A 17,404-nucleotide genomic window follows, 5' to 3' on the forward strand; every position below is an offset into this window, starting at 1 on the left:
GGGGGCTTATCCCTCCGGCAGGAAACGCCCGAGTACGTCGTTGAGAAAGCGCAGGCCGCGCTCGGTTGGCCGGATGGTCTGGATGTCCCACTCGATCAACCCGTCGTCCTCCAGCCCACGCAGGGTCTCGGAGACCACGGCGATGGGCATGCCGGTGCGCTCCTGGAACAGGCTCACCGGAAAGCCCTCGGTCAGGCGCAGGGCGTTGAGCATGAACTCGAACGGGATTTCCTTGCGGCCGATGTCGTGGGCGTCGACGTTCTCCGGTTGACCCGCCAGCTCCAGGTACCGGTTGGGGTGGCGGCTGCGCACGCGTCGCTCGATACGGTTCTCCGCCGGGATCGTCAGCTTGCCGTGGGCGCCGGCACCGATGCCGAGATAGTCGCCGAACTGCCAATAGTTCATGTTGTGCTGGCAGACGTGATCGGGCTGGGCAAAGGCCGAGATCTCGTAGTGACCGTAGCCGGCGCCGATCAGTCGCTCACGGCCGGCCTCGCCGATCGCCTCGAGGGTGACATCGGCCGGCAAGGCCGGCGGGCTGAAGGCGAAGGCCGTGTTGGGTTCGATGGTCAGCTGGTACCAGGACAGGTGCGGTGGCTCGAGCGAGATCGCGGTGTCGATGTCCGCCAGGCCATCGCCTTCCGTCTGCCCGGGCAGGCCGTGCATCAGGTCGATGTTGAAGCTGTCGAGACCGGCATCGTGCGCCGCCTCGATGGTACGCCAGGCCGCGCGCCGGTCGTGGATGCGGCCCAGTCGCTCAAGCGAGTCGTCGTTGAAGCTCTGCACGCCGATCGAGACCCGGTTGAAGCCGATGGCGCGGTACTCGGCCAGCCTTGATGCCATGTCGGTGCCCGGGTTGACCTCGAGGGTCACCTCGCGCGTAAAGCGCAGGTCGAGCAGGGCGCGCAGGCCGGACATCAACCGGTCCAGTGCCTCCGGCGAGAACAGGCTGGGCGTGCCCCCGCCGAGGAAGATGGTCTCGATCGGCCGGCCCCAGATCAGCGGCAACTCGGGTTCGAGGTCGCGCAGCAGCGCGTCGATGTACTCGGCCTCGGGTAGCTCGCGACCCTTGAGCCCGTGCGAGTTGAAGTCGCAGTAAGGGCACTTCTCCACGCACCACGGCAGGTGGACGTAGAGCGAGAGCGGCGGGTTGTCGGTGAATTGCAGCAGGCTCATCGGTGGCTCACGCGGAATGGATGTCGATCGAGGCGAGTTGCTCGATCAGTTGCTTCAAGGCGCGGGCGCGGTGGCTGACGCGGTGCTTCTCGTCCGGATCCATCTCGCCGACGCTCATGCCGTGCTCCGGGGAGAAGAACAGCGGGTCGTAGCCGAATCCGCGCGTACCGCGAGGGGCATCGAGCACCTCGCCTTCCCAGGTGCCCTCGACGACGATCGGCGCCTCGTCCCCGGCGTTCTGGACGAAGGCCAGGGCGCAGACGAAGCGCGCGCTGCGCGGGGCATCCGGGCGACGCGCCAGTTCGTCGACCAGCTTGGCGTTGTTCTCGGCATCGCTGGCGTCCTCGCCGGCAAAGCGCGAGGAGAAGATCCCCGGCCGGCCGTCGAGGGCATCGACCACCAGCCCGGAATCGTCGCCGATCGCCGGGTGGCCGGTGATCGCCGCGGTGTGTCGCGCCTTGATCAGGGCATTGCCGCGGAAGCTGTCGGCATCCTCGGTCGGGGAGGAGACGTTCCAGCCGCGCTGCGAGACGAAGCGCAGCCGCGTCAGCGTGGGGTGGCTTTCAGCCAGCACCCGGCGCATTTCCTCGAACTCGGCCATCTTGCCGTCGTTGTTGGTGGCGATCACGATGTCGGTCATTCGGGCGTCCCGGTCGGTTGATGCAGGCAGCGAGGATACCTGCAACCGGGCACTCCTGCAGTGCCCCGGGTCGCCTCGGGCAAGGCGGTGGTTGCCAAAGCGGGCCGGATCGGCTATATTGCCGCGCTTTGTGTGGAACCGAGCGGATTAGCGAAAGGGGCGTCCATGAAAATTCTGTCTTCTCTCAAGTCAGCCAAGAAGCGACACAAGGACTGCCAGGTCGTTCGTCGTCGCGGCAAGGTTTACGTCATCAACAAGACCAACCCGCGCTTCAAGGCCCGTCAGCGCTAAGGCGACCGACGGACTGATGCGTGACACAAGGCCCCGCCTCGGCGGGGCCTTGTCGTGTCCGGGGCTTGAAAATTCCCGAGCTCGACCTACATCGAACGCATGAACAAGGCATTGGCCAGTCATTGAACATCGAGAGGAGGTGTTGAACATGGCTATCGTGCGTTACAAGCCGGAAGGTCAGACCCGCAACCACCCCTGGGGTATGCTGGATCAGCTCTATCGCGAGATGAACTCGCTGTTCGAGCCGAGCCTCAGCGAGGGGGGCGACGAGGGCAAGCTCGAGATCGCGGACTGGGCGCCGGCGGTCGACATCAAGGAAAACGAAAACGCCTACGAGTTGCACGTCGACCTGCCGGGCGTCGACCCGAAGAGCGTCGAGGTCACGGCCGACAACGGCGTGCTCGAGATCAAGGGCGAGCGCAACTCGGAGCTGAAGAAGTCCCAGGATGGCTACTCGCGCATCGAGCGTCACTACGGGCGTTTCTATCGCCGCTTCACCCTGCCCGAGCAGGTGGATGCCGACGGCATCAAGGCGAGCTCCGAGCACGGGGTGCTCACCGTGACGATCCCCAAGGCGGAAAGCTCCAAGCCGCGGCGCATCGAGGTGAGCTGATCCGCTCCGGCCGCCGGCCGCGGATGCACGCGAAAAGCCCGGCGGCCCCGGGCTTTTCCTCTTTGGGCTTTTCTTTAATTTCCGGCGTGCCGAAAGCCCGACCCAACCCCGACGGCCCGGGGCGGGTTTTCGAGACGCCGGCCAGACGGCAAACCGAACATCACTCGGAGGAGTGCAGGCGTGAAATATCACGACTACTACGCAACCCTGGGCGTGGCGCGTAATGCCTCGCAGGACGAGATCAAGCGGGCCTACCGCAAGCTCGCGCAGAAATACCACCCGGACCGCAACAAGAGCGCCGAGGCCGAGGACAAGTTCAAGGAGATCAACGAGGCCTACGAGGTGCTCGGCGATCAGCAGAAACGGGCGCGCTACGACGCCCTCGGTTCGGGCTATCACCACGGCGACGAGTTCGGTGCCGGCCCCGGCGGCCCCGGTGGATTCGGGGGCGGCTTCGGCGGTGACGACTTCGGCGCCGGCGGCTTTTCCGATTTCTTCTCCCAGTTCTTCGGCGGCGGCTTCGGTGGCCCGGGTGGTCCGGGTGGCGGCCAGGGCCGCAGCGTACGCGGCCAGGATGTCGAGGCCGAGGCGCCGGTGCCGCTGGAGCTGCTGGTCACCGGCGGGGCACACACCATCCGGGTCTCCGATGGTCGTGGCGGCGCCCGCTCGCTGAAGGTCAACGTGCCGGCCGGCTCCGCGCCGGGGCGGCGTATCCGGCTGTCCGGCCAGGGCCAGCCGAGCCCGATGGGCGGGCCGGCGGGTGATCTCTACCTGGTGCTGACCCTGCGCGAGGAGGATCGCGACCGGGTCGATGGCAACCACATCATCCAGGAACTGCCGATCACGCCCTGGGAGGCGGCGCTGGGCGCCAAGGTGCCGGTCACCCTGCCCGACGGCAAGCGCATCAACATGAGCGTGCCCGCCGGGTCGCAATCCGGTCGCAAGCTGCGCATCCCCAAGCGCGGCTTTGCCGGTGGCGATCTCTTCCTCGAGCTGATGATCCACACCCCGCCGGCCAAGACCGACGAGGCGCGCGAGTTCTACGAGGAAATGCGCGCCTCGATGCCCTACGATCCGCGATAAGGGCACGTGGGCGGCGCCTGAGCGTCTAAGCTCCGGGTAGGGGCGCCGCCGCGGTGCCTCGTCCGTGTCACGCGCCAGCAACCGGGAGGGGTCGCCGATGACCGCGCATGCCTTGAGCCAGCTCCACCAATCGCAGGGCCAGAGCCTCTGGCTGGACAACCTGTCGCGGGCCCTGTTGACCGACGAGGGCCTGCCGCGGCTGATCCGCGATTACGGCATCCGCGGCGTGACCTCAAATCCGTCGATCTTCAAGAAGGCGATCGTCGGCAGCGACCTCTACAGCGAGGACATCGCCGCCGGCAAGCGCCGGTATTCGGACGTCGAGTCGGTCTACGAGCACCTGGTGGTCACCGATATCCAGCGCGCCTGCGACCTGCTGCGCCCGGTCTGGGACCAGTCGCACGGCGAGGACGGCTGGGTCTCCTGGGAGGAATCGCCCGGCATCGCCCACGACGCCGAGGCCTCGGTGCGCGCCGCCCACCGCCTGCGCGAACTGGTCGGTCGGCCCAACGTCCTGATCAAGGTGCCGGGCACGGTCGAGGGCATCGAGGCCTTCGAGCGCCTGATCGGCGACGGGGTGAGCGTCAACGTCACCCTCTTGTTCTCCCTCGATCAGGTCCGGCGGGTGTTCGCCGCCTATCGACGCGGCATCGAGCAGCTGGAGAAGAACGGCGGCAAGGTCGCGGAGGTGCGCGCGGTGGCCAGCCTGTTCATGAGCCGGGTCGACACCCTGGTCGACAAGCAGCTCGAGGCCATCGGCGGCGAGCGCGCCGAGGCGCTCAAGGGGCGTGCGGCGCTGGCCCTGGCCGGCATGGCCTACGCGCATTTCCGCGAGGTGTTCGAGGACGAGTCGTTCGACCGCTTCGAGCAGGGAGGCGCCTGGCCGCAGTACCTGCTCTGGGCGAGCACCGGCACCAAGAACCCGGCCTACTCGGACCTGCTCTACGTCGAGAACCTGATCGCGCCGCGCACCATCAACACGCTGCCGGACGCGACCCTCGAGGCGTTCGCCGACCATGGCCGGATCGCCTCCCTGTTGAAGCCGCGCCTCGACGAGGATCGCGAGGTCTGGGCCGAGCTGGCCGATCTGGGCATCGACATGGACGGCGCGGTGCGCGACCAGCTGCTCGACGAGGGGCTCGAGCAGTTCCAGACGGCCTTCGACGAGTTGCTCGCCGCCATCGACCAGGCCTGATCGATTCCTGGTGAATCAGGTCGAGACGCGCCTCACTCGGCGGCGCGGTTCATCCACCACATCCGCAGGCGCACGCCCCAGGGGCTGGTCAGGCCGGTGGTCGAATGGGCCACCCGGCCGGTCTGATCGAAGAACAGGAAGGTGGGCGTGACGTTCACGCCCAGGCTCGAGGCGATCTGTCCGTCGGGGTCGTTGATCACCGGCAGCTTTTCGAGATCGTTTTCCCGCATGTGGGCGCGCACCGTGGCCGCATCGCCCGACTGCATCGCCACGGTGATCACGCGGTGGTCGTCGACCAGATCGACCAGCCAAGGCATCTCCAGGTCGCAGTAACCGCACCAGGTAGCCCAGAAGACCACCACGGTGGGCTCGTCCGCCGGCCCGCCCAGGGTGAGTTGCTCGCCCTCGATGGTTTCCACGGCCATGCCGGGGATCTCGCCATCGGGCAGGTCCGGGCCCATCCAGGCCTGCACGGCCAGCAGCGCGGCGACGAACACCAGGCCCTCCAGCGTCCAGCGTGCCCAGCGCGGCAGGCGGCGCTTGGGTTTCGGCGGCGGGGTGTCACCGGGATCACTGTCCGGCTTGTTGGCCTTGTTGCCTGGGTCGTCTGACATACGTTGTCTCGAAGGTATCCGATTAAAGATTGTGGATGATGGCACTGGCGCGCCGCTTCATGACGCGCTCGGATAGTGGTATCGGCTGCCTGCCGGTCTTCCCTGATAAACTGCGCCCATGAACGCCCCGTCATCCAACGAGCCATCCCGACAGCGCATCCTCGTCGGCGTCTCCGGCGGCATCGCGGCCTACAAGGCCGTGGCGCTGGTGCGTCGCCTGGTCGAGGCCGGTGCGGAGGTGCGCGTGGTGATGACCGAGGCGGCCACCCGGTTTGTCACGCCGCTCACCTTTCAGGCGGTCAGCGGTCATCCGGTGCGCACCACGCTGCTGGATGCCGAGGCCGAGTCGGGCATGGATCATATCGCGTTGGCCCGCTGGGCCGATGCCGTGGTGATCGCCCCGGCCAGCGCCGACCTGATGGCGCGGCTGGCCGCCGGCATGGCCGACGATCTGCTGACCACCCTTTGTCTCGCCACGGAGGCGCCGGTTCAGCTGGCCCCGGCCATGAACCGGCAGATGTGGGCCCATCCGGCGACCCGGGCCAACCGCGACACCCTGCTCGCGCGCGGCGTGACCCTGCTGGGGCCGGCGGCCGGCGCGCAGGCCTGCGGCGAGACCGGCGAGGGACGGATGCTCGAGCCGGAGGCCATCGCGGGGGGCATCCTCGAGGCCCTGCCGCGCCAGGGCGGTCGGGACCTGGCGGGACAACGGGTGGTGGTCACCGCGGCCGGCACCCGCGAGCCGATCGATCCGGTGCGCTTCATTGCCAATCGCTCGTCCGGGCGCATGGGGTTCGCCATCGCCGCCGAGGCCGCCCGCCGCGGCGCGACCGTGACGCTGATCGCCGGCCCGTCGACCCTGGCCACCCCATCGGGCGTGACACGGGTCGACGTCGAGACGGCCGCCGACATGCAGGCGGCGGTCGAGGCGATCGAGTCGATGGATATTTTCGTCGGCGCCGCCGCGGTGGCCGACTACCGCGTCGCGGCACCCGCCGACCACAAGCTCAAGAAGGACGGCGAGCCGTTGCGCCTGGAGCTGGTGCCCAACCCCGACATCATCCGTGGCGTGGCCGCGCGCGCCGACCGGCCGTTCGTCATCGGGTTTGCCGCCGAGACCGAGCATGTGCGCGAGCATGCGGCCACCAAGCGCGTGGCCAAGGGCATGGATCTCATCTGTGCCAACGAGGTGGGCGAGGGCCGGGGCTTCGACCGGCCGGACAATGCCTTGCTGCTCCTGTGGGAGGGTGGTGAGCGCGACTTGGCGCAGGCGGACAAACGCCACCTTGCCGGCGAGATATTCGACACCTATCACCAGATAAAACAGGATTGAGACGATGCATCGCGTTGAGGTCAAATGGCTCGACCCCCGACTGGGCAACGAGATTCCGCGCCCGGACTACGCCACCGACGGTTCGGCCGGCCTGGACCTGCGCGCCTGCCTCGACGAGCCGCTGACGCTCGCGCCCGGCAAGACCGAGCTGGTGCCCACCGGCATGGCGATCCATCTCGGTGACCCGGAGCTCGCGGCGATGATCCTGCCGCGCTCGGGACTGGGCCACAAGCACGGCATCGTACTCGGCAACCTGGTGGGGCTGATCGACTCGGACTACCAGGGCCAGTTGTTCGTCTCGATGTGGAACCGCGGCGACCGCCCGTTCACCGTCGAGGTGGGCGAGCGCATTGCCCAGCTGGTGGTCGTGCCCGTGGTGCAGGTGGCCTTCGAGGCGGTCGACGAGTTTGGCGAGACCGAGCGTGGCACCGGCGGCTTCGGCCACACCGGCCGTTCCTGAGCCCTTCGGCTCGGTCGACCGCGCCGAGCGGTGCCCGGCCTTGTCCCGCCGGTTCCGAATGCCCGTTTTCCCTTAATTTCGCACACAGAGATTCCGACATGCCTCGATTCGACCCCGCCCTGACCGCCGACGTGCTGATGGAGGCGCTGCCCTATATCCAGCGCCTGTTCGACAAGACCGTGGTGATCAAGTTTGGCGGCAACGCCATGGTCGACGAGGACCTCAAGGACGCCTTCGCCCGCAACATCGTGCTCTTAAAGCAGGTGGGTCTGAACCCGGTGATCGTTCACGGTGGCGGGCCGCAGATCAACCAGGTGCTGGAAAAGCTGGGCAAGCAGGGCGAGTTCATCGAGGGCATGCGGGTCACCGACCGCGAGACCATGGACGTGGTGCAGATGGTGCTCGGCGGGCTGGTCAACAAGGACATCGTCGCCCTGATCAACCGCCACGGCGGCCGGGCCGTGGGCCTGACCGGCCGCGACGCGGGCCTGGTGCGCGCCCGCAAGCTCAAGGTGACGCGCAAGAACCCGGAATTCGACGAGCCCGAGATCATCGACATCGGCCACGTCGGCGAGGTCGCCTCCATCGACGCCGGCATCCTGCGCACGCTGGACGCCTCGGACGTCATTCCCGTGATCGCGCCGATCGGCGTGGGCGAGGACGGCGAGGCCTACAACATCAACGCCGACGTGGTGGCGAGCAAGGTCGCCCAGGTGCTCGAGGCGGAAAAACTGCTGCTGCTGACCAACATCGCCGGGGTGCTGGACAAGGAGGGCAAGCTCTTGACCGGGCTGACCGCCGGTGACGTCGAGGCCCTGATCGAGGACGGCACCATCTACGGCGGCATGCTGCCCAAGATCAATTTCGCGCTCGATGCCGTGCGCGGCGGGGTCAAGACGGTGCAGATCATCGACGGGCGTGTGCCGCACGCCGTGCTGCTCGAGCTGCTCACCGACCAGGGGGTCGGCACGCTGATCCGGGGCTGACCCGGCGAACCTCGCGGCCAGCGTGTTCGGTTGGCATTAGCCGTTCGACCGGAGCTCGCGCAGGCGCTTGAGGTCGGCCTCGAACTCTTCCGCCAGTGCCTCGCGCTCCGCGCGCACCTCGATCACCGCCTGTTTCATCCGTTCGAGATCACGTGCATACCCCGGGTCGTCGTGCCCGGCATCGATGTTCGCCTGCATCCGCTGGATCGAGCCTTCCATCTGCGCAATGCGTGCGTCCATCCGCTCGAGGCGCTGATCGCGTGCCTGCTTCAGGTCCGCCTCGCTGCTGTACAGCGACAGCAGGATGCGGTCGCGCTCCGCCTGGGCGCGGGCCTCGCGCTCGGCGCGCTCCGCGGCCTCTCTTGCCGCCGCCTCGCGTGCCTTCTCTTCGGCCGTCTTGCGCGGCGCGACCTCGCGGACGACCGCGCCGGTATGCGGGTCGATCACCTGGTAACCGTTGGCGGCCGCGCCGGAGGGCAGGGTGTCGCTGAATTGCAGATTGCCGTCGCCGTTCACCCAGCGATAGGTGACGTCGGCGGCCCCGGCAACTTGCTGGGCCGCCTGCAAGGCAAGGCCCGAAAGCAGGGTGAGAGCGAGACCGGCCAGAATGGCGCGATGGCGGACCTGCATGCTGATCTCCTTGTGTCCAAGATGGCTACGACCTGCCTGGTCGCAGGGTCAGAAAGTGACAATACGCCCTGCCCCGGGTCGGGGGTGGGCGTTCACTTGGACAGTTCTGCAAGCACGATGCCAGTTGGCCAGCGCGGTGGGCCTGGCTGGCCGGACGCCTGGATGCCCTCGGGTCGGACGTCAGTCGTCCTGGCCGCGCGGCGCGAGCCCCAGCGCCACCCACAGTCCGGACAGCGCCATGCTCAGCCCGACGAACCAGAAGCCCGCCTCGATGCCGCCGGTGAGCGTCGCCACCAGCCCCAGCGCCAGCGCGCCCACGGCATAGCCGAAGTCGCGCCAGAAGCGGTACACGCCCAGGATGCCGGCGCGCTCGACCGGCTCGCAGTGGTCGGCCACCGCCGCCCCCAGGGTGGGGTAGAGCATCGCCATCCCCACGCCGGTCACTGCCAGCGCCACCGCCCAGGCCCAGGCCGAGTGGGTCAGGACGATCGCGATGATCCCCGCCCCGCAGAGCCACATGCCCCAGGTGATCAGGCCGCGGCGGCCGAGCTTGTCCGAGGCCGGCCCGGTGATCAGCTGGCCGGCGCCCCAGACCACGCCGTAGATACCCACCAGGAAACCGGTCGTCACCAGATCCGCGCCGCGGGCGACCAAGAGGATGGGCACGAACAGCCAGATGATGGTGTCGGTGAACTTCTCGACCAGGCCCGCCTGGTTGATCGCTAGCAGGCTGCGATTGCCCCAGGTGGCATGCAGGAAGAAGCCCAGCCCGGAGCGGCGTGCCGGGGCGTTGCCGTTGCCCCGGGTCCGTTGCTGGGCCTTCTGCTGGGCGTGCGCCCAGGGCAGGGTGTCGCGCGCCATCCAGAGGGCCAGGGCCAGGGCCAGGATGATCACAGCCAGGCCGAACCAGAACAGGCCCTCGCGTGCGCCGAGCTGTTCGGCGGCAATCGCGGCGAGATAGCCCGCCACCGCCACGCCGCCGTAGCCGGCGAACTCGTTGGCGCCGTTGACCAGCCCGCGCTGGTGGGCGTGGGTGAGATCGAGCTTGCTGTTGAGCGCCATCGACCACGCCAGCCCCTGGTTGATGCCCAGGAACACCGTGGCCAGCAGCACCCAGCCCCAGGAATCGGCGATCAGCAGCAGGAACGGCACGGGAATCGCGAATAGCCAGCCGGCGATCAGCACGCGCTTGCGCCCGTAGCGGTCGGAAAAACGCCCGGCGAGCAGGTTGAGGGTGGCCTTGATCACGCCGAAGATCACCACGAAGCTCGCCAACGTGGTGAACGCCCCCGCGGCCAGGCCGAAATCGGATTCGGACAGGACCGGCAGCACCGTACGGGTCATGCCCACCAGGGCACCGACGAAGAAAACTTGCAGCAGAAACTGGACGAACTGGCCGCGGTTGGCGGCTATGCCGTGAGTGAGATCCCGGTGAGTGATATCCATGGGTTACCTCTTGTCCCTTGGGGTGACTTGGTCCCGTATCGGGGTGTTACACGCCTTGCCGGATGCGGTCCGAGCGAGCGGGCCGAATCGGGCAAGGCGCCCCGCGCCAGGGCGGGGCGTGGTGCGACGGGTTACTCGGCTTCTTCCTGGCTTTCTTCTTGGGCCCGGGCATTCGCCTCGAAGCCGCCGGCCGCTTTGAAGCCGGTAAAGCCGTCCTGGAGGGTGCGCACGTTGTCCATCCCCGCCAGGCGCAGCATCAGGCCGGCCTGCGCCGACAACGTGCCGGTGTTGCAGTAGACCAAGACCATCTCGTCGCGCGGGAGCTTGTCGCGGCGCTCGAGGATCTGGCGCCACTCGATGTTGATGGCGCCGGGGATGTGGTCTTCCTCGTACTGGCCCGCGTCGCGGGTGTCGACGACGGTCATCTGTTCCCACTGTTCCGCCGGGATCTGCTCGGGCCGGATGGTTGCGCCCTGGTAGTCGGCGAACATCACGTAGCCCTCCATCGCATCGATGAGCGCCTCGTTTTCCGCCATGACGGGTGAGGTGGCGCCGAGGATCAGGCCGCAGGCTATCGCGCCGGCGATCAGGCCGGACTTGTGTGTCGGTGTGATTTTCATGCTGTGTCCCTGTTCCGGTGCGGCATCAGTTGCCGGTGTTGAAGGTGTAGAACGCCTTGATTTCCTCGACCGGCGGCAGCTCGATCGAGGCGATGGTCTCGACGAAATTGCCGCGCTCGCGGATCAGCCCGTTGTTGTGACGCTTCTCGAAGCCCAGCGTGGACATGGGCTTGCCGCTGATGCCGCCACCGCAGACGCTGCCGGCCTGCGCGCCGGCGAGGATCTCGATGTGATCCGGCAGGGAGAGGATCGGGCCGTACAGCGAGTCGTAGAGCTTTTCCGCCATTTCGCGTTCGCGCCCGTGCAGGTCGGGGCGGCCGACGCCGCCGGGAAAGAGCGTGTGTCCGGTGATCAGGAACCACGGCTCGTCGGTGCGCGAGTGGTCGGTCACCAAGAGGCAGATGCTGTCGTCGGTATGTCCCGGGGTGTGCAGCACCTGCGCGCTGACGTTGCCCAGTTCCAGGCGCTCGCCGTGCGCCACGCCGCGGAACGGGTGCTTCACCGGCGCGGATTCATGCAGCACGTATTCCGCGCCGGTGCGCTTGGCCAGCTCCGGGCCGCCCGTCTTGTGATCCGCGTGGACGTGGGTGTCGACCACGAAGGTGATGTCCACGCCCTTCTCCTCGGCCATCTCGACGAAGCGGTCGACGTCATCGAGATGCACGTCGACGGCCATGGCCCGGCCCTTGCCGGTGCAGCCGAACAGATAGGCGAGTGAGCTGAATTCGCAGGGGTGCTGGATCAGGAACATGGGTTGCCCTCCACTGGTGTGTACGGGCATCATTCAATTACTCAATTGAATTAAAGTCAAGCGAGGTCGCGCTGCTTGACAGAAGAATCAATTGACTGATTGAATCATTGCCGGCTGTCTTGCCGGCTTGCGGTGGCCGCGGTCGAGTGGGCGGTTCTTGCCACGCGTCGCGAGGCGGGATGGCAATGGATCAATGGCCGGTCGGCGTGGCGCGGATCGGCGTGTCAACGAAGAAGAGGGCTCGGGTATGGATCCGGCGATTTCCCAGTACCTGCTGTACGTCCTGGTGCTGTCCGTGGTGTTCGGGGCCGCGGCACAATTCACGCGCTTCTGCCTGCTTGGCGGCATGAGCGCCTACATGGGCGAGCGCGACGGCGGACGCATGGCCGTCTACCTGGGTGCGATCGGCGTGGCCATCGTGGTGACCACGCTGGTGCAGTGGTTCGCCGCCATCGATCTCGACCAGACCCGGCCGCCGTATCGCACCGCCGACTTCGCCTGGGGGCGCTACCTGATCGGCGGGTTGCTGTTCGGCGCGGGCATGGTGCTCGCCAGGGGCTGCCCGGTGCGCAGCCTGGTGCGGACCTCGCAGGGCAGCCTGCAGGCACTGGTCGCCATCGTGGTAATGGCGGTGGCGGCCTACGCCATGACGCGCACCAGCCTGTTCCAGACGGCCTTCCTGCCCTGGGTGGGCGCCCTGAGCGTCGATCTCACGGCCATCGGCATCCCGCACCAGGACCTGGCCGCCCTGGTCGGTGGAGGCCCCCTCGTCTACGGCCTGATCGCCGCCGCGCTGGCCGCGTTGTTGCTGGCGGTGAGCTGGCGCTGGCTGCCGCTGGGCGGCAACGGTCTTGCCTGGTTCGGCGTGCTGCTGTTGGGCACGGCGGTCGGGCTGGGGTTCTGGGTCACCGGCGGGGCGCCCGGCCAGGCCGCGGACATGGCCTCGATGATGCAGACGATGCCGCAGGAGGGCCTGGGCACCCAGTCGTTCACCTTCAGCGCGCCGCTGGGTGACGTGGTGTATTTCCTGCAGAATGTCGACAACACCTCCACCATTACCTTCGGCGTGGTGGCGGTGGTCGGCGTGTTCCTTGGCAGCCTCGTCAGTGCCCTGGTGCGGCGCGATGTGCAGTTCGCGGCCCCGCGGGCCATTGGGGAATGGCTGCGCACGGTGATCGGCGCGGCGATGGTCGGGGTCGGCGCCGTGCTGGCGATGGGCTGCACGGTCGGTCACGGCCTGACCGGGCTGTCGACCTTGGCACTGGGCTCGATGCTGTCGATCGCGTCGATCATGCTGGGCGCGTGGATTACGCTTCGTATCCAGCGCCGCCGCGCCGATGCCGGCTGCGCCGGGTGACCACCCCGAGAGAGGATCAGGTGACGACGCAACGATTCAAGCAGGATCTCAACGACCAGTTCGCCCGGCTGGGCAAGGTGCTCTCCAACGGGCGCCGGCTGGAGCTGCTCGAGCACCTGGCGCAGGGCGAGCGCTCGGTCGATGGGCTGGCGCGGGTCGCGGGCCTGTCCGTGGCGAACACCTCCCAGCACCTGCAGCGCATGCAGCAGGCGGGTTTGGTGACCGCCCGCCGCGAGGGCAAGCAGGTGATCTATGCCATCGCCGCCGATGACGTGGTCGAACTGCTGGACGTGTTTCGACGCGTCGGCGAGCGGCATCTCGCCGAGGTGCGCCAGATGGTCGACGCCCACCTGCACCAGAAGGACGCGCTCGAGCCAGTTTCCGCCGAAGAGCTGATCGAGCGCTGCCGCAAGGGGCTGGTCACGTTGATCGACGTGCGCCCGGAAGAGGAGTACGAGGCGGGTCACATCCCCGGGGCGATCAACGTCTCGGTCAAGGACCTCGAGCGGCGCATGGCCGAGCTCGATCCCGAGCGCGAGGTGATCGCCTACTGCCGCGGCCCTTACTGCACCTTTTCCTTCGAGGCGGTCGCCCGCCTGCGCGAGGCGGGGTTCCAGACCCGGAGGCTGGAATCGGGCTTCCCGGAGTGGAAGCTCGCCGGCCTGCCCACCAGCATTGACGACACCGAAACCGAACCGCGGACAAGCCGAGTCGAGCCATGACCGAACAGATGCCCCTCCAGAACCTCCGCGCCCACCTCGGGCACTACATCGTCGGCCAGACCGAGCTGGTCGACCGGCTGCTGATCGGCCTGTTGACCGGCGGTCACCTGCTGGTCGAGGGCCTGCCGGGGCTGGCCAAGACCACCGCGATCAAGGCGCTGGCCGAGGGCGTGCACGCCAATTTCAAGCGCATCCAGTTCACCCCGGACCTCCTGCCGGCCGACCTGCTCGGCAACGAGGTCTACCACCCCGAGACCCGCGAATTCACCTTCGAGCCGGGTCCGCTGTTCAACGAGATCGTGCTCGCCGACGAGATCAACCGGGCGCCGGCCAAGGTCCAGTCGGCCCTGCTCGAGGCGATGGCCGAGCGCCAGGTCACGGTCGCCGGCCACAGCCGCGACCTGCCCGAGCTGTTTCTGGTCATGGCCACGCAGAACCCGCTGGAACAGTCGGGCACCTATCCGCTGCCCGAGGCGCAGATGGACCGCTTCATGCTCCACGTGGCCCTCGACTACCCCGAGCGCGAGGACGAGTACGACATCCTCAAGCGCACCCTCGACGGCACGCTTGGGACCAACCCGGTGGGCGAGGCGAAGAACATCACCGTCGACCAGGTGCTCGCCGCGCGCGAGACCGTGCGCCAGGTGCGCTGCGACGAGGCCCTGCAGCACTGGGTGGTCGACGTGGTCGCCGGCACCCGCAAGGTGGGCGAGCTCGACCCGGCCCTCGCCGACCAGGTGCTGGTGGGCGCCTCGCCGCGCGGGGCGCTCGCCTGGGTGCAGGCCGCCCGCGCCGCGGCCTTCCTCGACGGACGTGACTACATCGTCCCCGACGACCTGATCGGGCTGGCCAGGGACGCCCTGCGTCACCGCATCATCCTCGGTCCGCGCGCGATGGTCAGCGGCCTGACCCGCGACGCGGTGATCGACCGACTGCTCGAGCTGATCCCGGCGCCGTGAGCCCTCGCGGCCTCGACAGCCTGTCCCGTCGTGCCGCCCCCGGTCGTGGCCGCGGGTGGCTCGGCCGGCTCGTGGGCGCGCTCGCCGGTCGCGACAATGACCGGGCGCGATCCGCCGGCGAGACGACGGCGCGCGCCACGATCGCGCCGTCGACCGACGAGATCGCGATGGCCTGGGCGGGCGGCGAGCGCCTGCCGGCCCTGGTGCAGGAAAGCTTTCCCACCGCCACTCGGCTGTCGGGCGACCAGCTGGCCCGCCGCCTCGGCGAGGGGCTGGACTTCGAACAGTTGCGCGCCTACCAGCCCGGCGAGTCGGCCGCGCGCATCGACTGGCGCATCTCGGCGCGCGCCAACGAGCCGGTGGTGCGCGAGCACCGCGAACCGGCCCAGCGCCAGGCGCACCTGGTCATCGACGGCGGCGCGGCCATGCGCTTCGGCACCCGTCGCCGACTCAAGCTCACCCAAGGGTTGCTCGCCGCCCACGCCTTCGCCGCCGGCGCGCTGCGCCAGAACCTGGCCGTGGAGATCCACGGCATCGGCGAATCGCTCTGTCCCGGGCACCACGCCGCCGGCCCCGTCACCGGGCAGGCGGCCATCCTGCAACGCCTCGCCGAGCTGGCCGAGGCCGCCGGCGAGACCTGCGAGGAGACCCAGCCGGTCGACTGGCCCGGCCTGCGCCAACGCCTGTTGCAGCGCCTGCCCGCCGGGTCGGTGGTGGTCGTGCTCTCCGACTGCCTCTCGGATACCGGGCCCGGCCGGCCGATGGACTGGGCGCCGCTGGCCGCCGCCCATCACCTGATCTTCGTCTCGGTCGCCGACCGGGTCGAGCTGGACATGCCCGATCTCGGGCTGGTCGCCTTCGAGGCCGGCCACGGCGCGCGCTGGCTGGATACCGGCAGCCGCCGCTGGCGCGAGGCCTTCTCGACTCGCCAACACGAGCGACTCGAGGCCTGGCGGCAATCGGCCGAGGCCCTGGGCGCCGCCTTTCTCGCCCTGCCCGCCGAGGCCGAGCCGGCCGACTGGCTCGCCGAGGCGCCGGTCGCCCTGGCGCGTGCCGCGGGGACGGCCTCATGACGGACGGGTACCGTGACTGGCACCACCCCGACGGCGGCCTGCCCGAGCAGGCGCCCGAGGGGCTGGTCGATATCTACACCGCCCCCTGGCTGGTCCAGCGTGCCGGCGAGACGGCGGTGGCCACGAACGACGGCTCGTCGGCCTGGGTGGTGGGCGTGACGGTCGCCGTGGTGGCCCTGCTCGCGCTGGCGGGCTGGTGGGCCTGGCGCCATCGCGCCGCGTTGCGACTGTGGGCGATCCTGCGCCGATTGGAGCGGCGGGCGTCGGCCGAGATGGATGCGGGTGCCCGGCGCGAGTTGCTCGACGAGCTGGTCGCCGCGATCGGTGCCTGGCAGCACGGCGGTCGGGCCCCGTGGCGCGACCGACTCGCCGAGCCCTGGGCGGCCTGGGTGCGCGAGATCGACCATGGCCGCTTTGGCGGGGCGGATGAGCCCCGGGAGACGCTGGTCGAGCGACTGCGGACGATGCGCCGGGAAGTCTGGCGGGGGCAGGCGACATGATCGGTTTCGATTCCCCCTGGGTGCTGCTGTTGCTGGTGGGCCTGCCGCTGGTCTACCCGGCGTGGTCGCGTCGCGTGCGCGACCGGCCGCCCGCGCGGCTGTTGCGTCACCCGGCGCTGGGCCGCGACACGGACGGCGATGGTCCGCGCGGGGGGCAGCGCTGGCTGCTGGCCGCCCTGCTGCTCGCGCTGGCGGCCCTGATCGTCGCGCTGGCGCGACCGGTCTGGGTGGGCGAGTCGGTGGATCGCCAGGCCCCGGCCCGCTCGATCGTGCTGCTGGTCGATGCCAGCCCCAGCATGTCGACGCGCGATTTCCGCGACGCCGAGGACCAGCCGGTCTCGCGCATGGCGGTGATGCGCGAGGCGCTGGAGGCGTTTATCGATGCGCACCCGGAGGATCGCTTTTCCCTGATGGTGGTCACCGACTCGGCCGGCACCCTGGTGCCGGAGACGGACGACCACGGCGCGCTGCGCTTCTGGATCGACCAGCTCGAACCGGGACTCGACGGCAGTGCCACCGCGCTCGGCGACGGGCTGGCGGTGGCGATGGAGTCGATCGCCGACCGGCGCGAACGGGGCGAGGCCCCGCCGCAGTTGCTGGTCTGGACCGACGGGGTCAACACCGGCGGTGAGATGAGCCCGGCCGAGGCGCTGACGCTGGCGCGCGCGGAGAACATCGAGCTGTTCACCATCAACCTCGCCCCGGGAGATGCCGGGCCGGCCGGTGGCGATCCCACGCTGGAGGATCTGGCACGGCTGTCCGGCGGGGAGGCGATCGCCGCCGGCGACCGCGAGGCCCTGCTCGCGGTGACCGACGTGATCGAGCGCCACCAGCCCGAGAGCGACGCGCCCGATACCCGGCGCGAGCGTCACCCGCTGATCGCCTGGTTCCTCGCGCTGGGGCTGGCGGCCTTGCTGGTCGCCCAATTCCTGAAAGTGCGGCTGACGGCCTGAGG

General features: G+C 69.0%; 20 protein-coding genes. 13 read left to right on the plus strand and 7 right to left on the minus strand.

Annotation, left to right across the window (positions count from 1 at the left end; all coding sequences use genetic code 11):
• Window positions 1-6: 6 nt before the first annotated feature.
• Both hemW and rdgB read right to left on the minus strand, forming a co-directional pair.
• On the minus strand, window positions 7-1,176 hold the full coding sequence (gene hemW / locus LV475_RS02905; RefSeq protein WP_250105725.1) for a radical SAM family heme chaperone HemW: 1,170 nt from the start codon (window positions 1,174-1,176) through the stop codon (window positions 7-9).
• A 7-nt stretch (window positions 1,177-1,183) separates the two neighbouring features.
• Complete coding sequence (rdgB, locus tag LV475_RS02910; protein WP_136867435.1) at window positions 1,184-1,816, minus strand: RdgB/HAM1 family non-canonical purine NTP pyrophosphatase; 633 nt, start codon at window positions 1,814-1,816, stop codon at window positions 1,184-1,186.
• A 165-nt stretch (window positions 1,817-1,981) separates the two neighbouring features.
• Here rdgB and ykgO point away from each other — a divergent pair, with 165 nt between their 5' ends.
• The 4 genes from ykgO (at window position 1,982) to tal (ending at window position 4,998) form a co-directional block, all read left to right on the plus strand.
• Window positions 1,982-2,107, plus strand: a complete 126-nt coding sequence (gene ykgO / locus LV475_RS02915; protein ID WP_058574874.1) for a type B 50S ribosomal protein L36 — start codon at window positions 1,982-1,984, stop codon at window positions 2,105-2,107.
• Window positions 2,108-2,255: 148 nt separating this feature from the next.
• The gene (locus LV475_RS02920) at window positions 2,256-2,720 is read left to right on the plus strand and encodes an Hsp20/alpha crystallin family protein (protein WP_136867436.1); all 465 of its coding nucleotides are present in this window, start codon (window positions 2,256-2,258) and stop codon (window positions 2,718-2,720) included.
• Between the two features lie 180 nt (window positions 2,721-2,900).
• Window positions 2,901-3,803, plus strand: coding sequence for a DnaJ C-terminal domain-containing protein (locus LV475_RS02925; protein ID WP_136867437.1), 903 nt, complete (start codon window positions 2,901-2,903; stop codon window positions 3,801-3,803).
• Window positions 3,804-3,900: 97 nt separating this feature from the next.
• Window positions 3,901-4,998, plus strand: coding sequence for a transaldolase (gene tal, locus LV475_RS02930; RefSeq protein ID WP_136867438.1), 1,098 nt, complete (start codon window positions 3,901-3,903; stop codon window positions 4,996-4,998).
• A gap of 32 nt (window positions 4,999-5,030) precedes the next feature.
• Here tal and LV475_RS02935 read toward each other — a convergent pair whose 3' ends face one another.
• Window positions 5,031-5,612, minus strand: a complete 582-nt coding sequence (locus LV475_RS02935; RefSeq protein ID WP_136867439.1) for a redoxin domain-containing protein — start codon at window positions 5,610-5,612, stop codon at window positions 5,031-5,033.
• A 118-nt stretch (window positions 5,613-5,730) separates the two neighbouring features.
• On the opposite strand from LV475_RS02935, the gene coaBC reads away from it, so the two are divergent.
• The 3 genes from coaBC (at window position 5,731) to argB (ending at window position 8,391) form a co-directional block, all read left to right on the plus strand.
• On the plus strand, window positions 5,731-6,945 hold the full coding sequence (coaBC, locus tag LV475_RS02940; protein ID WP_250105726.1) for a bifunctional phosphopantothenoylcysteine decarboxylase/phosphopantothenate--cysteine ligase CoaBC: 1,215 nt from the start codon (window positions 5,731-5,733) through the stop codon (window positions 6,943-6,945).
• Window positions 6,946-6,949: 4 nt separating this feature from the next.
• Entirely contained in the window at window positions 6,950-7,405 is a 456-nt protein-coding gene (gene dut, locus LV475_RS02945; RefSeq protein ID WP_250105727.1) for a dUTP diphosphatase, read from the plus strand.
• 98 nt (window positions 7,406-7,503) lie between these two features.
• Window positions 7,504-8,391: an acetylglutamate kinase gene (gene argB, locus LV475_RS02950; protein ID WP_156575218.1), complete on the plus strand. Its 888-nt coding sequence runs from the start codon at window positions 7,504-7,506 to the stop codon at window positions 8,389-8,391.
• Window positions 8,392-8,427: 36 nt separating this feature from the next.
• On the opposite strand, the gene LV475_RS02955 is transcribed toward argB, so the two are convergent.
• The 4 genes from LV475_RS02955 to LV475_RS02970 all read right to left on the minus strand — a co-directional run bounded on the left by LV475_RS02955 (window position 8,428) and on the right by LV475_RS02970 (window position 11,838).
• The gene (locus LV475_RS02955) at window positions 8,428-9,021 is read right to left on the minus strand and encodes a DUF4124 domain-containing protein (RefSeq protein WP_156575217.1); all 594 of its coding nucleotides are present in this window, start codon (window positions 9,019-9,021) and stop codon (window positions 8,428-8,430) included.
• Between the two features lie 180 nt (window positions 9,022-9,201).
• Window positions 9,202-10,467, minus strand: a complete 1,266-nt coding sequence (locus tag LV475_RS02960) for an MFS transporter (RefSeq protein WP_250105728.1) — start codon at window positions 10,465-10,467, stop codon at window positions 9,202-9,204.
• 131 nt (window positions 10,468-10,598) lie between these two features.
• Window positions 10,599-11,087 carry a rhodanese-like domain-containing protein gene (locus LV475_RS02965; protein ID WP_250105729.1) on the minus strand — a complete coding sequence of 163 codons (489 nt, stop codon included), beginning with the start codon at window positions 11,085-11,087 and terminating at the stop codon, window positions 10,599-10,601.
• A gap of 25 nt (window positions 11,088-11,112) precedes the next feature.
• Window positions 11,113-11,838 (minus strand): MBL fold metallo-hydrolase, encoded by a 726-nt coding sequence (locus LV475_RS02970; RefSeq protein ID WP_250105730.1) that lies wholly within the window; start codon window positions 11,836-11,838, stop codon window positions 11,113-11,115.
• 247 nt (window positions 11,839-12,085) lie between these two features.
• Between LV475_RS02970 and LV475_RS02975 the strand changes: the two genes are divergently transcribed.
• The 6 genes from LV475_RS02975 to LV475_RS03000 are packed head-to-tail and all read left to right on the plus strand — an operon-like array spanning window position 12,086 to window position 17,402.
• Entirely contained in the window at window positions 12,086-13,195 is a 1,110-nt protein-coding gene (locus tag LV475_RS02975; protein WP_250105731.1) for a YeeE/YedE family protein, read from the plus strand.
• Window positions 13,196-13,215: 20 nt separating this feature from the next.
• A complete protein-coding gene (locus LV475_RS02980; protein ID WP_156575207.1) occupies window positions 13,216-13,917 on the plus strand; it encodes an ArsR/SmtB family transcription factor in 702 nt (233 codons plus the stop codon).
• Window positions 13,914-14,876 carry an AAA family ATPase gene (locus tag LV475_RS02985; protein ID WP_156575205.1) on the plus strand — a complete coding sequence of 321 codons (963 nt, stop codon included), beginning with the start codon at window positions 13,914-13,916 and terminating at the stop codon, window positions 14,874-14,876. The genes LV475_RS02980 and LV475_RS02985 overlap by 4 nt, the downstream gene beginning before the upstream one ends.
• The gene (locus tag LV475_RS02990) at window positions 14,873-15,949 is read left to right on the plus strand and encodes a DUF58 domain-containing protein (RefSeq protein ID WP_250105732.1); all 1,077 of its coding nucleotides are present in this window, start codon (window positions 14,873-14,875) and stop codon (window positions 15,947-15,949) included. Before LV475_RS02985 ends, LV475_RS02990 begins: the two co-directional genes overlap by 4 nt.
• Entirely contained in the window at window positions 15,946-16,449 is a 504-nt protein-coding gene (locus tag LV475_RS02995) for a hypothetical protein (protein WP_250105733.1), read from the plus strand. Before LV475_RS02990 ends, LV475_RS02995 begins: the two co-directional genes overlap by 4 nt.
• Entirely contained in the window at window positions 16,446-17,402 is a 957-nt protein-coding gene (locus LV475_RS03000; protein ID WP_250105734.1) for a VWA domain-containing protein, read from the plus strand. Before LV475_RS02995 ends, LV475_RS03000 begins: the two co-directional genes overlap by 4 nt.
• Window positions 17,403-17,404 lie beyond the last annotated feature (2 nt).

Origin of the sequence: Guyparkeria hydrothermalis (genome assembly GCF_023555375.1) — a bacterium.
Taxonomy (GTDB): Bacteria; Pseudomonadota; Gammaproteobacteria; order Halothiobacillales; family Halothiobacillaceae; genus Guyparkeria; species Guyparkeria hydrothermalis.

What these genes read in the sequence shown, in the direction of transcription:
- rdgB (WP_136867435.1), bottom strand. Translation starts at nt 1,816, where the DNA reads ATGACCGACATCGTGATCGCCACCAACAACGACGGCAAGATGGCCGAG.
- LV475_RS02920 (WP_136867436.1), top strand. Translation starts at nt 2,256, where the DNA reads ATGGCTATCGTGCGTTACAAGCCGGAAGGTCAGACCCGCAACCACCCC.
- LV475_RS02985 (WP_156575205.1), top strand. Translation starts at nt 13,914, where the DNA reads ATGACCGAACAGATGCCCCTCCAGAACCTCCGCGCCCACCTCGGGCAC.
- LV475_RS02955 (WP_156575217.1), bottom strand. Translation starts at nt 9,021, where the DNA reads ATGCAGGTCCGCCATCGCGCCATTCTGGCCGGTCTCGCTCTCACCCTG.
- LV475_RS02970 (WP_250105730.1), bottom strand. Translation starts at nt 11,838, where the DNA reads ATGTTCCTGATCCAGCACCCCTGCGAATTCAGCTCACTCGCCTATCTG.
- tal (WP_136867438.1), top strand. Translation starts at nt 3,901, where the DNA reads ATGACCGCGCATGCCTTGAGCCAGCTCCACCAATCGCAGGGCCAGAGC.
- LV475_RS02965 (WP_250105729.1), bottom strand. Translation starts at nt 11,087, where the DNA reads ATGAAAATCACACCGACACACAAGTCCGGCCTGATCGCCGGCGCGATA.
- argB (WP_156575218.1), top strand. Translation starts at nt 7,504, where the DNA reads ATGCCTCGATTCGACCCCGCCCTGACCGCCGACGTGCTGATGGAGGCG.
- hemW (WP_250105725.1), bottom strand. Translation starts at nt 1,176, where the DNA reads ATGAGCCTGCTGCAATTCACCGACAACCCGCCGCTCTCGCTCTACGTC.
- LV475_RS02975 (WP_250105731.1), top strand. Translation starts at nt 12,086, where the DNA reads ATGGATCCGGCGATTTCCCAGTACCTGCTGTACGTCCTGGTGCTGTCC.
- LV475_RS02995 (WP_250105733.1), top strand. Translation starts at nt 15,946, where the DNA reads ATGACGGACGGGTACCGTGACTGGCACCACCCCGACGGCGGCCTGCCC.
- LV475_RS02935 (WP_136867439.1), bottom strand. Translation starts at nt 5,612, where the DNA reads ATGTCAGACGACCCAGGCAACAAGGCCAACAAGCCGGACAGTGATCCC.
- LV475_RS03000 (WP_250105734.1), top strand. Translation starts at nt 16,446, where the DNA reads ATGATCGGTTTCGATTCCCCCTGGGTGCTGCTGTTGCTGGTGGGCCTG.
- ykgO (WP_058574874.1), top strand. Translation starts at nt 1,982, where the DNA reads ATGAAAATTCTGTCTTCTCTCAAGTCAGCCAAGAAGCGACACAAGGAC.
- dut (WP_250105727.1), top strand. Translation starts at nt 6,950, where the DNA reads ATGCATCGCGTTGAGGTCAAATGGCTCGACCCCCGACTGGGCAACGAG.
- LV475_RS02960 (WP_250105728.1), bottom strand. Translation starts at nt 10,467, where the DNA reads ATGGATATCACTCACCGGGATCTCACTCACGGCATAGCCGCCAACCGC.
- coaBC (WP_250105726.1), top strand. Translation starts at nt 5,731, where the DNA reads ATGAACGCCCCGTCATCCAACGAGCCATCCCGACAGCGCATCCTCGTC.